Here is a 13,834-nt window from a genome sequence, read left to right as displayed (position 1 = left end):
ATAGGAGGTAGTAAAGGTGGCAAAATTTGAATATCGGTTCCCTGAACTGGGAGAAGGTTTGCATGAAGGCGAAATTATTAAAATGCACATCAAACCAGGCGATAAAGTAACAGACGATGACATCATCATGGAAGTACAAAACGACAAGGCGGTTGTAGAGGTTCCTTGCCCAGTTAACGGTACAGTGCAGGAAGTTCTGACAAAGGACGGACAGGTATGCCGCGTCGGCGAAATCGTTGCTATTATTGATGCAGAAGGCGAAGTTCCTGAACAGGAAGCTCCAGCTGGCGACCATGGTTCCCAGGAAGCGGATGCAGCTAAAGGCAGTGCGGATACCACTTCTTCCCCTGCACAAAGCAGCCCTGAAGAAGCCAAAGAAGGCGGAGAGAAGAATGCTTCGGCTCCAGCCGCTCCAAACAAAGAAGTACTTGCTACGCCTAGCGTACGCAAATTTGCCCGCGAACAAGGCATCGACATCACTCAAGTGAATGGTTCCGGAAATAACGGCAAAATCACAAAAGAAGATGTTGAATCCTTCAAAAATGGTGGAGGCCAGACTTCGGCTCCGGCTACGCAAAGCGAAGAGAAAGCTGCTCCAGCGGCATCGTCCGCAGCGTCTTCTGCAGCCGTGGATCCACGTGCAGAAGAAGAACGCGTACCGTTTAAGGGTATTCGTAAAGCGATCTCCAATGCGATGGTTAAATCGGCTTACACTGCACCTCATGTTACCATCATGGATGAAGTGGATGTTACTGAGCTGGTTGCATTCCGTACGCGCATGAAACCAATCGCTGAGAAAAAAGGCACGAAGGTCACTTATCTGCCTTTCATCGTGAAAGCTCTGGTTGCGGCTTCCCGCCAATTCCCTGCTTTGAACGCGATGATCGACGAAGAGAACAACGAAATTGTGTACAAGAAGTACTACAATATCGGTATCGCAACAGATACAGACAACGGTCTGATCGTTCCGGTTATCAAGGATGCCGATCGTAAGAGCATCTGGATGATCGCTGACAGCATTCGTGATCTGGCAGCACGCGGCCGTGATGGCAAGCTGACTCCTAACGAAATGAAGGGCAGCACGATTTCCATTACTAACATCGGTTCTGCCGGCGGTATGTTCTTTACTCCGATCATCAACTTCCCTGAAGTTGCAATCCTCGGTACCGGACGTATCTCTGAAAAACCTGTCGTGAAGAACGGTGAAATTGTTGCCGCTCCTGTAATGGCATTGTCCCTGAGCTTTGACCATCGCATCATCGATGGCGCAACTGCACAACACTTTATGAATTACATTAAATCACTGCTCAACAATCCTGAGCTGCTGGTTATGGAGGTGTAAGATATGGTAGTAGGCGACGCTTCTCTCGATATCGATACATTAGTTATAGGTGCTGGCCCCGGCGGTTATGTTGCAGCAATTCGTGCTGCACAGCTGGGTCAAAAAGTCATCATCGTGGACAAATCCGAAGTTGGCGGCGTGTGTTTGAACCGCGGCTGTATTCCTTCCAAAGCGCTGATCGCTGCGGCTCACCAATATGAGTCTGCAAAGCATGGCGAAGCTTTCGGCGTGACTGCTGAGAATGTAAAAGTGGATTTCACGAAAACCCAAGAATTCAAAAACAGTGTTGTCAAAAAGCTGACCGGCGGCGTTGCTGGTCTCTTGAAAGGCAATAAGGTCGAAGTTTTCAACGGCGAATGCATGTTCATCAGTGAAAATGAAGCACGCTGCTTCAATGAGCATGAATCTCCACGTTACCGCTTCAAGCATTGCATCATTGCAACGGGTTCCCGTCCAATCGAGCTTAAGGCATTTCCTTTTGGCGGACGCATCATGTCGTCCACAGAGGCTTTGAGCCTGCCTGAGATTCCGAAGAGCCTTGTTGTTATTGGCGGTGGCTATATCGGTGCGGAACTGGGTCAAATGTTCTCCAAATTTGGTACGAAAGTGACCATTCTTGAAGGCTTGGATACGATTCTGAACGGATTCGATCCGGACATGACCAAGCTCGTTGTGAAGAACATGACGAAGACTGGCGTTGAAATTATCACGAATGCAAAAGCAGAAAGTGCTGAGCAAACAGATAAAGACGTAACCGTTAAATATTCTGTTGGCGGCGAAACCAAAGAAGTTACAGCAGACTACCTGCTCGTAACCGTTGGACGTCGTCCTAATACGGACGGAGACCTGGGTCTGGATTTGGTTGGTATCGAAATGACTGACCGTGGTCTCGTGAAAGTTGACCATCAAGGTCGTACGAATAAACCAAACATCTTTGCTATCGGTGACATCGTTGCTGGTCCTGCACTGGCTCACAAAGCTTCTTACGAAGGTAAAGTGGCAGCAGAGGCAATCTCCGGAGAGCCGTCTGTTGTGGACTACAAAGTCGTTCCTGCCGTTGCATTCGTAGATCCTGAGTGCGCTAGCGTAGGTTACACGGAAAAAGAAGCTAAAGAAAAAGGTTACAAAGCGAAAGCTGCGAAGTTCCCATTTGCGGGTAACGGTCGTGCGCTGTCCCTGAACAATCCTGACGGTTTTGTCAAAATGATCTTTGACGAAGAAACTCAGCTGGTTCTTGGATGCCACATTGCAGGTATCGAAGCTTCCAACCTGATTGCTGAGCTGGGTCTGGCTATCGAGATGGGTGCGACCCTTGAGGATATCGCCCTGACGATTCATGCGCATCCAACACTTGGTGAGATCGTAATGGAAACTGCCGAGCTTGCTCTTGGCAACCCAATCCATGTTATTGCACCACGCAAATAATTAGGTTTGAATAAATGCAGTATCTGAACAAGAGCCTTGCGTAAGCAGGGCTCTTGTTTTTTTGTTCCATCCAGAAGGAAGGTTTTATTTAGCTATTTCTCAGGAGTTGGGAGCATGGTAAACTAGTAACAAGGATTTTTTGAGATAGATAGATACGGAGAACGAAAGGGTGGACGAAACTTGCGAAATTACCTGGAGTTAATGGAAGACATTATGGAAAATGGAACACCAAAAGAAGATCGGACTGGAACAGGGACGATATCGGTGTTTGGCAGACAGCTGAGATTTGATCTCTCCAAGGGCTTTCCTCTTTTGACGACCAAACGGATTCATATTAAATCTGTGGTGCATGAGCTGCTATGGTTTCTGAGCGGTGAGACCAATGTTCGTTATTTGAAGGAAAATGGTGTGTCGATCTGGGATGAATGGGCCGATGAAAATGGGGATTTAGGACCGGTGTACGGATCGCAGTGGCGCAACTGGGAAGCACCGGACGGCACGCATATTGATCAAATTGCCAATGTCATTGAATCCATCAAGAAAAACCCTGATTCACGCAGACATATTGTCAGCGCATGGAATGTAGCGGAAATTGAGCAGATGAAACTTCCGCCTTGCCATTTTGTGTTCCAGTTCTATGTAGCGGACGGGAAACTGTCCTGTATGCTGACCATGCGCTCGGTAGATACATTCCTCGGCCTTCCGTTTAACATTGCCTGTTACGCCCTTCTGACGCATATGGTGGCGCAGCAATGCGGACTTACGCCCGGCGAGTTTGTTTGGTCAGGCGGCGACGTGCATATTTATTCAAATCATCTGGAGCAGGTCAAGACTCAGCTTGATCGTGAACCGTATGAGCTTCCGGAATTGCTGATTAAGCGTAAGCCGGATTCTATTTTTGAATATAAGTTTGAAGATTTTGAATTTGTTGATTATAAGCATCATCCGGGCATAAAAGCGCCGGTAGCTATTTAATAGGCAAATCATTGACCATTTCGATTAGAAGGAGCTGGCGTGCATGAGCATGACGTTTATTTGGGCCATGGGCGAAAACAGAGTCATCGGGCGTAACAACGGGCTTCCCTGGAGACTGCCAAGGGATATGGCTTTTTTTAAAGAACAAACCATGGGTAAAAAGGTTCTGATGGGACGGAAAACCTGGGAGTCCTTTGGCGGAAAACCGCTTCCAGGCCGGACGAATATCATTCTGACGCGAGATCCTGAATATACAGCACCAGGCGCCCAGATTATTCATACGATAGATGAAGCACTCGGGCTTGGGAATGAAGAAGAATTAATGGTTATTGGTGGCTCGGAAATCTACCGCGCACTGCTTCCCAACGCTGACTGTCTTGTGGTAACGAAGATCGATGAAATATTTGAAGGGGATACATTTTTTCCTGAAATCAACGAGTCTGAATGGAAATGTGTTCAGGAAGTACAAGGAATCCGGGACGAAAAAAACCCGTATGATTACCGTTTTTGCACGTATATTCGAGTGTAGGTTATATGAATAGTTTTCATCCGTATGTAAGCAGCGTGTCAAATAATACAAATAATTATTCGGAAAATCCATTTAATATTCAAAGATTAAGATGATACTATAATTGAAATATCATGGTGTCGTTATTTGATAGAATCAACAGGAAAAGAACGGATGGGGGAACACGTCATGTCTACACCAACAGGTTTTATGGAATACAGCCGCCAGCTGCCGGCTGACCGCGAACCGGCTGAACGTATAAAAGACTGGGAAGAATTCCACAAGCATTTGTCTGAGGAAGAACTGCGAACGCAGGGTGCACGCTGTATGGATTGTGGTACTCCTTATTGTCACACAGGGATTGACATGGCAGGGGGAACCTCCGGTTGTCCTGTAAACAATCTGATACCGGAATGGAATAACTTGATATACCGCGGCCTATGGAAAGAAGCTCTTGAACGTCTACACAAAACCAATAACTTTCCGGAGTTTACAGGCCGCATTTGCCCGGCTCCTTGCGAAGGCTCCTGTACAGTGGGTCTGATCGGCCAACCGGTAACCATCAAGACGATTGAACAGGCTATCATCGATAAAGGTTTTGAAGAGGGATGGGTGGTTCCGAATCCGCCTGAAAAACGTACAGGTAAACGTGTTGCCGTCGTGGGTTCTGGACCTGCCGGTCTTGCAACCGCAGCCCAGTTGAACAAGGCAGGCCATAGCGTCACCGTTTATGAGCGTTCTGACCGGATTGGAGGACTACTGATGTACGGTATCCCTTCCATGAAGCTGGATAAAGCCGTGGTACAGCGCCGTGTGGATCTGCTTGCTGCGGAAGGAATTCGTTTTATTACCAACACGGAAATTGGCAAAGATATCTCTTCAGAGCAACTCGTTGACGATTATGATGCGGTCGTTTTATGCGGCGGTGCCACGAAACCTCGTGAATTCGATATTGAGGGCAGTCAATTGAAAGGTGTCCATTACGCTATGAATTATCTGAACGGAACCATCAAGAGTCTGCTGGACTCCGGATTGTCTGATGGACAATATATTTCCGCAGAAGGTAAAGATGTGATTGTCATTGGCGGTGGTGACACCGGTTCCGACTGTGTGGCTACGGCTCTCCGTCATGGATGTAGCAGCATCACTCAATTCGGTACACATGATATGGCTCCGCTTGAGCGTGATCCGATCAACAATCCATGGCCGCAGTTCCCGAATGTTTATACGCTCGATTATGCTCAGGAAGAAGCTAAAGCGTTATATGGTAATGATCCACGTGAATTTTCCATCATGACGACCAAATTTGTTGGTGATGAGGAAGGTAATTTAAAGGAGCTTCATACGGTTCAAATTAGACGGATCGTTGATGAGACGGGACGTAAGATCTATCAGCCGATTCCAGGTACGGAAAAAGTATTTGATGCACAAATGGCTCTGATCGCCATCGGATTTGACGGACCGGAACAAACGATTGTCAATCAGCTTGGGTTGGAGACGGACCGTCGTTCCAATGTGAAGGCACCGTACGGTAAGTATCAGACGAGTGTGGATAAAGTATTTGCAGCTGGAGATATGCGCCGCGGTCAAAGTCTAGTGGTATGGGCCATTAATGAAGGACGTCAGGCTGCTCGCGAAGTAGATAAATACTTGATGGGTTCCACGGTTCTCGTGTAAAGAAAGCTATATAAGTGAAGGACTTCCCTCTTGGGAGGTCTTTTTTTTTCTTGTAATTACCACTCCTCATACATACGGAAGGTCACGTAAATTTGATCAGGTCCATCCATGGCGCTTACCACTAGGGTCAATGTCTGCTGCTCAGGCAGATTGGCCAGCCTGTTATCATCAAAAGGAATCAGGGCATTGAAGTAAGCTTCTGATGCTCCATAGGTTTGGCCTTCATAGACTACCTGCCCGCCTGTGACGGTGGTGCAAGTGAAATTGACTTGTAGGGCTGTACTGTCCGCGGGTATAGATGTTGTTGGTGTTGGGAAGTATTGAAATCTGCCATCCACTGTTCCTCCCTGGATCAGCTTATAACGGACGGGCAATGAGGAGATGATCTCAACGCCTTGTGCATAGACTGCCGCGCCAAACTGTTCAGGAAGCATGAAAACCGGAACCCTTTGATAACTGATTACCGCTTGTTCATTGGCTGTGAGCGTAATGTTATTTCTAAAGTCTGAAGTAATGCGGCGTGAGTCTGTTGGCGATATAGGTATTTTTATATAAGCATTGTCTTCGTTAACAGCAAACATCTGCACCGCTACATTGTTCATGGAGATGTAATAAATGAATTGAGCAAAATCAAAAAAGGCGGGGTAATCACGAATTACGACTCCGTTCGGGGGCAAGGTTATCGTTTCCTGGGCGAATATCTCTTTGGTTCCGGCAACACTAAAGCCTTCAAGGTATATATTTGCAGTAAATCCGCAGTTATTCACCAGAATCAACGAGTACTGAGAATAGCTGCGACTTGATGTTTGTGTCACATTGGCGATAATCTCCGTTGTAAGCACCGGCATGTGGATCCCTCCTTTACGCTGAATTATCGAATTCTTCAAAATATGCTTTTTAGATCAATATATGAAATGAAACAAGAAGCTTTGAGGGCTGAAACAAGAAAGGGGCATTCTTTTTCGAATCACTTTGATCCTTGGTGCAGCATATGATGTAGCACGGAAAATACGGGTGTCGGGAGTGACCCTATGAAATACGCGATTTTGGGTAATTTGCCTTGGGAGAGCTTTGCATATAAAGAGATACTAGACCATCTGCCTGAAGGTGAAAAATATATTTTTATAGGCAATAACCCGGAACATGAAAGTGTAGAGTGTGATTATACCTTCATGAATATGGACATGTGGGAAGTAAATGGGAGCAGCGAATATATTGCTGTCGTATGTTCACCTTTCTGGATTCAACAGGCACTTGGCGGCGGATTCAGCAAGGTGCTTTTTATTATGGACGTTTGTCCGGTAGAAGAAGACCAACAAACCTGGAATAAGTACAGCGGCTTGTTAGCAGAGGCGTCGGATCTGGTGATAACTCTTTCTGAAAAGACATATCTGGAGCAATCCTTGCAGAGAAGAAATCTGTACTGGTGGGATGGAGAACATGAGGAGACGGAAGAGAATCATGCTCTGCTTCATTTATTTGTAGAACATGTGGCGCAGGGAAATTCATTGGACGGATTAATGAGAAGGCAGTGGGAGCAAAGAATACAAGTGTATTCCCGGCTGCATCGTCAGATGGGGCCGCATGAGACAATCAGCTACCTGCTGGCATCTTATTGGTATTTTCTTGAGGATACGGGAGCAGCCCAAGCACTTCAGGAATCCTTTGAAATGATGCTCCTCAGAGAACATCATGGAACGCTGCATTCACATTATCGTTTCTTTTCAGCCATTGAAGTGCAGCAAGGGGAGATAGAGCGGGCGGTATATACGTATGCGATTACGGCGGTACTGCCGCATGAGAAAGAAACGCTGGCGAGGATGAAGCGATGGGCTGCAGAAGAACGTCTGGAGCTCTTAAAAGCTGAGCTTTATCGCGTGAATGAAGATTACCGAAGAGCAGAGGAAGCTGTTGAAAGGGATGATTCGGAGGAGGCCGCTCATTTTCTCGCAGATATGTATTTGGAGCAATGGATGTGGGAGAAAGCGTTGAATGTGATGGACCGACATCAACTTCTATATAAAAATGGAATTTCCAGAGAGCAAGTCAGAGCCATTTTGTTATGGACGCGCGGCCGGAAACATGAGGCGGTAACGGAGCTGCTGCGAGCATCGATTCAGGATTGGAACATTTTAATGTCCTTCGCTGAAACGGATTTGCTGGAGCAGGCATATCACCGGCTGAAGGAGAGAGTGAATCATGGATCTGGATCTTAAGAAGCTGCGCAAAACCAAAGACAATAAGCTCACTGCGATCATGCAGGTACGTAATGAAGAGGGAAGAATGCTAGAGCAGGTCCTGAAGGATCTGAGCAGCTTTGTGGATGACATCGTCATCGTGGATGATGCCAGCACGGATCAAACCGTTAAAATATGCCGGGAATTTCCCAAGGTTGCTCATCTGCTAACGCTGCAAAAATCACATTTTGACAGGGAATGGCTTCTTCGCAAACAGCTCTGGGAGCTCGCATGCTCAACGGATCCGGACTGGATATTATCCGTAGATGCGGATGAAATATATGAGGACAAAGCAAAAGCTTATATGAGGGATCTAATGGATCAGGATCAGTTTGACTGGGTGGGTTTTCGCCTATTTGACTTTTGGGGAGGTACAACCCATTTCCGTGAAGATGAGCACTGGCAAATACACCGCAGGCACACCCGTACACTTGTCAGGTACATTCCCGGCTATTATTATTTTTATCCGAAAATGGATCATCATGTCCCGCGGCTTCCTCTCAGCTATGCCGCACTCCCCGGATTTCTGGCGGAACTGCGCGTTAAACATTATGGATGGGCCATCAGCCGCGAGCAGCTTGAGGAGAAATACGAACGCTATATGCAGCGTGATCCGGATGGGATTTGGGGAGATTTACAGCAATACAAGTCAATTCTGGATGAGCATCCGACGCTTGTGGAGTGGAGAGAGGAAGACCTATGAATGAAGTCAGCATATTAACCCATAGCTTTGTTGATGCATATAACGGCAACATCAATCGTATATACGGCGGCGGATTGGAGCGTTATTTGCATGAAATATGCGGGATTATCGCAGACCTGGGACGAAAGCCTGTCATACATCAGCTCTCTTATTGCGGTGATTTTGTGAAGGAAATCGGACCGGTCCGTGTGCATGGCTATAACTGCAGTCAAGGCGACAGCATTGAGGTGTTTAACCGGATGACTGCGGAGGCGAAGGGCCCGCTCATATACTCCAGTTTTATTTGGGAGGCTATAGAATATAAATCAGGCAGTTTAGGGATATGCCATGGAATCAATTGGGACTATCATGCAGCATCGGCTGAACACAAAGCAGAGGTCGGTCGAAATATTCAGCAAGCTCTCGGATATTTGAAAAAAATCGTATCGGTAGATTCCCACTTTCTGACCTTTTGCCGTGCGGTTTGCCAGTATCCTGATCCGGACCAAATTATGCTGCTGCCCAATGCAGTGGATACCGCATGGTTTACGCCTGGGGCGAAGTGGAGGGGGCTTGAGGAGCATGGAGACCCAGTCCACATCGTCTATCCGCGGCGTATCAGTCTGGAGCGAGGGATCGTCCCGATGATGCTGGTAGCAGACCGGTTGCTGCAAAAATACCCTCAGGTCCATATTGAATTTGCCGGTGAGGTCGTTGAGAACAATTTGATAACGAAAGCGTTCCGTCAGTGGACGGACAGCAGTCCTTACCAGGAGCGGATCACTCACCGAAGTTATACCTTTCAAGAGATGAATGAAGCTTATCAGAAAGCAGATATTGCGGTGATACCCACCATTTTTTCCGAAGGGACCTCTTATTCTTGTCTTGAAGCCATGAGCTGCGGTCTGCCGGTTGTAGCAGGGAATGTTGGCGGACTAAATGATCTCATCATTGATGGATATAACGGCTTTTGTGTGTCCCCTACCGAAGAAGAGCTGTATCAGTCCATAGCAGTCTTAGTGGAGAATTCCGAGTTGCGTCATTATGTTGGAGCCAATGCGAGGGCTGTCACCCGGGCTTTTGATATCCGCATTTGGAGAGAGAAGTGGAGAGAAATATTGCGCTCCTATCTGGGACTGGAGGTTTGAGGCGCTCATGGACGTGAAAAGGAATTCAGAAACGATCGGAAGAGACCATGAGGAAGGTCAGAAGCATATTTGGGAAAAGCTGTGGAGTAAAGGGGTGTCCTACCGCTGGGATCCTTTAAGTGAGCTGGTGATGAATGCGCTGCTCGAGACAACCGGACCGTTTGATGGAAAAAGAATAATTGAGGCCGGATCTGGTACAGGTAAAATATCACTCCGATTGGCCATCGAAGGTGCGGAGGTTACGCTGGTCGATTACGCGCAGCAGGCTCTGGAACAGTCTAAGCTGGCATTTAGGCTTAAAAATAGAAATGCTGAATTTATACAATCCGATATCCGGTCCATGCCGCTTGGCGATAAGGCCTATGATGTATGCTGGAGTGCCGGAGTATTGGAGCATTTTTCGAATGAAGAAAAGGTGAACATCCTGCTGGAAATGGCCCGTATTACCAAGCCAGGAGGCCATATCGTTGTTCTTGTCCCATACAGCGGCTGTTTGCCTTACCGTATGGGTAAAGCATTTGCGGAGCAAGCAGGCTCATGGCCGTATGGTGTGGAAATGCCTGTTGAGTCGCTAAAGGGCTCATTCAGCAAAGCTGGAATACAGCTGGCTGAAGAGCGGGAAATCGGATTTTTGGAGAGTTTAGATTTCATTGACTTTATTCCGGATGGTGGCAGTGTCAAAGCATGGTTGAGGGACTGGTACAGCAGCCTTGAAATAGAAGAAAAGCGGCTGTTTCCAGGCTATCTGCTGTTGACACATGGCAAAGTAGTCTAGAAACGTGAGGAAGCTCCGGTTGAAGGTAAATACCTTTTAACCGGAGCTTCCGTATTTCAGCAGATACTTTTCGATAATGCGTTCCTTGATGAACTCGGCGCGATGGCTCCAGCTTTCCGTTTGTGCGATGTCCTGTCGTGCTTGAATCCATTCAGGGGTACGATCTTTAAGAAGCGCTTCATCCAGATGCCTGAGAAACTGGGCAGGAGAACGGCCAATTCGGACATGCTTCTGCATGCTGACTTCTGGCAAATCAGTACTGATCACGGGCAGTCCCGCAGCCATGTACTCATACATTTTGACTGGATTGGCTGCACTCGTTACCTTGCGGACCTCAAACGGAATAATGGCTGCATCAAAATGACTTGCATACAAGGGAAGGCTTTCATACTCCCTGTTACCAAGCCAATGAACATTAGGAAGGTCAGAAAGTGAATCAGGTCCTCTACATGTAATCTGACCGATGAAAACAAAGGTATAATGAGGGCGTTCCACGGCCAGCATCCGGATTAATGAGTAGTCCAGCCAAGATGCGACAGCGCCCCAAAAGCCAATCACGGGCTCCGTCGTGCGACATATCTTAAGATCCTTTTCATCCTGAATCGTTAATGGTGTTTTCTGTACTGCTTGGGCGAAATGCGTGTAATCCGCTGCATTGCGGACCAGATGTATCTGCGGATGTTTTGGGACGGTGGATTCGTATATGATTTGCGAAGCGCAGAGCACGATGTCCGCAGCCTGAATTTTACGGTCCTCCCATGCGGCAAAAGGAGCAAACTCCTCCTCTGTTGTGTCAGCCAAATCGGAGATGACCATACTTGTATTAAAGCTTGGAAGGCTATCGACATAGGGGCCATGCGTGAGCCACATGACATAAGGCTGACGGAGGTTCAGTGCCTCGACATCCTGACACACCGCGAAATGATCGTTTAGAACGACAAAGGGATGTTCGCGGTCTTGCGTGACATTACAATATATAACGTTAAATCTAAGCAGGCTCAAATGGTAGAGCAGCTGCTGCGGCCGCTGGCGGTGTACCTGGTAATCAAAACAAGGGAGATATAGTATGGGCGGCATCGTTAATGGTTCCGGCATCAGGTGATCCTCCTTTAAGGATGGTTACGGCCGCATCGTAGCAGCTCGAAGCAGCAGCGGTAAGCGAATACCAGATTTGACAGGAATGGAATATCGGAGTGTTGATTTCTCTGTTAGACAGGCTGCTCTGGCGACCAGCGCGTAAGTGTTATGGGGATAGCTGCCGAGGTGAATCGCTGCGGCGTCCAGACAGGCGGAGGACGAACATCGCTGGGCAATAGTTGCGTAGAGCAGAATTTCCTCTAGAGCAGGGATTCGCTGTTTATCAATCGAAAACGATTGTCCCCACTGCAAGCACCAAGCATGGAGTACATGAACCGGCGCAGACAGCAGACCTGCAATGACGGAAGCGGGCAGCGAAAGAGACGATGAATATTCATAAAAAGCCTTGAGCAGCTGATAAACCTGCGGGTAAGCTCGACACTGGAGAAGGAGCTGAAGCGCAGAGACTAGGTCTTTTTCGGAAGGGGGTTCATGATTTCGGCCCGTGAGATAAGCATGTATCAATGTAAGCGGCGAATGGATCAACCGCAGTTGTTCGTCTACATGACCTGCAGCATCGGAGTCCTGTGCTTTCCAGGCAGCAGACCATAGATATGATAGCCAGAAGGGGTCTTCGGGCCAGCAGGAGGAGGAGTCCAGCAATTCCGTGTATAAGCAGCAGCCAGGCTCGGATGCATATCGAAGCATGAGTGTAATCCATAGCTGCCGTTGCTCAGTGAGCGCTCGTGTTTGCATGATGAATTCCAGCCAATCCTCTCTGCCAGCATTTAAAGCCGCTGGGATAAGGAGATCCAGCTGTTCCTGCAAAATAGAGGTATTACGGGGAATGATCCAGTCCAGCATCGGAAACGTGTTACCTGATAAGAGGGAGCAATGTAGAGCATCTGCCCAGGCCGGCAAATAATCCGGATGAAGCAATAAAGCATGCTGATAATGAAAAAGTGCCCGTTCTGGGTGCAGTAATTTCTCTGAAAGCCTGCCGGAGAGCCATGAAGTGCGGTATGTGCCGCTTCCGGCTGTGGAGGAATACATCGGTTTGGCTTTACCTTGGATAGAGGCTCTTAGCATCCAGTCATATGCCTCGCCGTAGGCTTCTTTCTGTGAGAGCAGTATGCCCTTGAGTTCAAGCATATCCGTAAAATCCGGATGGTTTGTTATCCCTTGGTCAGTTATGACTTCAGCTAATTCATGGTGTTCTGTCATATACAGGGCATATGCAGTTTTTAAATATACATCGGAAATAAATCCGGATTCCGGGTTTTGTTCATATACGGGTATTAAATGCTTAAGTGATTCTTCGTATTGGCCTTCCTGAAAATACTCCGTTCCCAGCGCATACCGTAATTGTACATTCAACGGATCTTGCTGTAGGGAGGCCAGAATAAGCTCGAGATTGCGCAAGTGTTTATTTTTTTGATCAATTTCAGATTGTAGGTAGCCGTAGTGCTTGATTTGTAATGGAGCATACGGAATCGGATGCTGGGTAAGCTCTAGAACGCTCTCCGCAGCATTTTCATGAATGGCACCGCGGAAACGAAGATTAGGATGGTTCCGGAATAGCCGGCACACGGAATCTGTAAAATAGGCTTCTTCGGATATTGTATCGTAATAGCTAATCAGTGGAATATAAAAGCCTGCAATGCGGTCGTCACTCGTCAGCATTCCAGACAACATATCCGCATTCCAATTATCGGCTTCTTCATCCGCATCCAGAACCAAGATCCAGGAACATGTGGCCATATCCAGTACACGGTTTCTGGCCTCAGCAAAATCGTTATTCCACTCCAATTCAATAATACGGGCTCCATATCTCATGGCGATGGACTGGGTTTGATCTGTTGAACCCGTGTCACCAATAATGATTTCGGAGACCCATTCCTGTACGGAACGCAGGCATCGGTCCAGATGCTTCTCTTCATTTTTAACGATCATACAAAGGGATATATCTTGGGGCGGCATGATGTGCG

At 47.5% G+C, this 13,834-nt stretch carries 12 protein-coding genes; 9 read left to right on the top strand and 3 right to left on the bottom strand.

The features are described from left to right. Positions 1-16: 16 nt before the first annotated feature. The 5 genes from E6W40_RS13495 to E6W40_RS13475 all read left to right on the top strand — a co-directional run bounded on the left by E6W40_RS13495 (position 17) and on the right by E6W40_RS13475 (position 5,927). Entirely contained in the window at positions 17-1,342 is a 1,326-nt protein-coding gene (locus E6W40_RS13495; RefSeq protein ID WP_136605923.1) for a dihydrolipoamide acetyltransferase family protein, read from the top strand. A 3-nt stretch (positions 1,343-1,345) separates the two neighbouring features. Next, on the top strand, positions 1,346-2,767 hold the full coding sequence (gene lpdA / locus E6W40_RS13490) for a dihydrolipoyl dehydrogenase (RefSeq protein ID WP_136605922.1): 1,422 nt from the start codon (positions 1,346-1,348) through the stop codon (positions 2,765-2,767). A gap of 180 nt (positions 2,768-2,947) precedes the next feature. Next, positions 2,948-3,742: a thymidylate synthase gene (thyA, locus tag E6W40_RS13485; protein WP_136605921.1), complete on the top strand. Its 795-nt coding sequence runs from the start codon at positions 2,948-2,950 to the stop codon at positions 3,740-3,742. Between the two features lie 43 nt (positions 3,743-3,785). Then, positions 3,786-4,271 carry a dihydrofolate reductase gene (locus E6W40_RS13480; protein ID WP_136605920.1) on the top strand — a complete coding sequence of 162 codons (486 nt, stop codon included), beginning with the start codon at positions 3,786-3,788 and terminating at the stop codon, positions 4,269-4,271. A gap of 168 nt (positions 4,272-4,439) precedes the next feature. Continuing rightward, positions 4,440-5,927, top strand: a complete 1,488-nt coding sequence (locus E6W40_RS13475) for a glutamate synthase subunit beta (protein WP_136605919.1) — start codon at positions 4,440-4,442, stop codon at positions 5,925-5,927. A 56-nt stretch (positions 5,928-5,983) separates the two neighbouring features. On the opposite strand, the gene E6W40_RS13470 is transcribed toward E6W40_RS13475, so the two are convergent. Then, a complete protein-coding gene (locus E6W40_RS13470; protein ID WP_136605918.1) occupies positions 5,984-6,775 on the bottom strand; it encodes a hypothetical protein in 792 nt (263 codons plus the stop codon). A 183-nt stretch (positions 6,776-6,958) separates the two neighbouring features. Here E6W40_RS13470 and E6W40_RS13465 point away from each other — a divergent pair, with 183 nt between their 5' ends. Genes E6W40_RS13465 through E6W40_RS13450 form a run of 4 tightly spaced genes read left to right on the top strand, consistent with a single transcriptional unit; the run spans position 6,959 to position 10,769 of the window. Then, on the top strand, positions 6,959-8,143 hold the full coding sequence (locus E6W40_RS13465) for a tetratricopeptide repeat protein (RefSeq protein ID WP_136605917.1): 1,185 nt from the start codon (positions 6,959-6,961) through the stop codon (positions 8,141-8,143). Continuing rightward, positions 8,127-8,867, top strand: coding sequence for a glycosyltransferase (locus E6W40_RS13460; RefSeq protein WP_136605916.1), 741 nt, complete (start codon positions 8,127-8,129; stop codon positions 8,865-8,867). Before E6W40_RS13465 ends, E6W40_RS13460 begins: the two co-directional genes overlap by 17 nt. Further along, positions 8,864-9,994 (top strand): glycosyltransferase family 4 protein, encoded by a 1,131-nt coding sequence (locus tag E6W40_RS13455; protein WP_136605915.1) that lies wholly within the window; start codon positions 8,864-8,866, stop codon positions 9,992-9,994. Before E6W40_RS13460 ends, E6W40_RS13455 begins: the two co-directional genes overlap by 4 nt. Before the next feature lie 7 nt (positions 9,995-10,001). Beyond that, positions 10,002-10,769, top strand: a complete 768-nt coding sequence (locus E6W40_RS13450) for a class I SAM-dependent methyltransferase (protein WP_136605914.1) — start codon at positions 10,002-10,004, stop codon at positions 10,767-10,769. 36 nt (positions 10,770-10,805) lie between these two features. Here the strand turns inward: E6W40_RS13450 and E6W40_RS13445 are convergent, their stop codons facing one another. Both E6W40_RS13445 and E6W40_RS13440 read right to left on the bottom strand, forming a co-directional pair. Then, entirely contained in the window at positions 10,806-11,864 is a 1,059-nt protein-coding gene (locus E6W40_RS13445) for a glycosyltransferase (RefSeq protein WP_136605913.1), read from the bottom strand. Positions 11,865-11,888: 24 nt separating this feature from the next. Next, the gene (locus E6W40_RS13440; RefSeq protein WP_136605912.1) at positions 11,889-13,826 is read right to left on the bottom strand and encodes a glycosyltransferase; all 1,938 of its coding nucleotides are present in this window, start codon (positions 13,824-13,826) and stop codon (positions 11,889-11,891) included. Positions 13,827-13,834: the final 8 nt, after the last annotated feature.

Origin of the sequence: Paenibacillus dokdonensis (genome assembly GCF_004916975.1) — a bacterium.
In the GTDB taxonomy this organism is placed as follows: Bacteria; Bacillota; Bacilli; order Paenibacillales; family Paenibacillaceae; genus Paenibacillus_AQ; species Paenibacillus_AQ dokdonensis.
The sequence above is the reverse complement of the archived record's forward strand: the minus strand, read 5'-3'. Positions and strand labels throughout refer to the sequence as shown.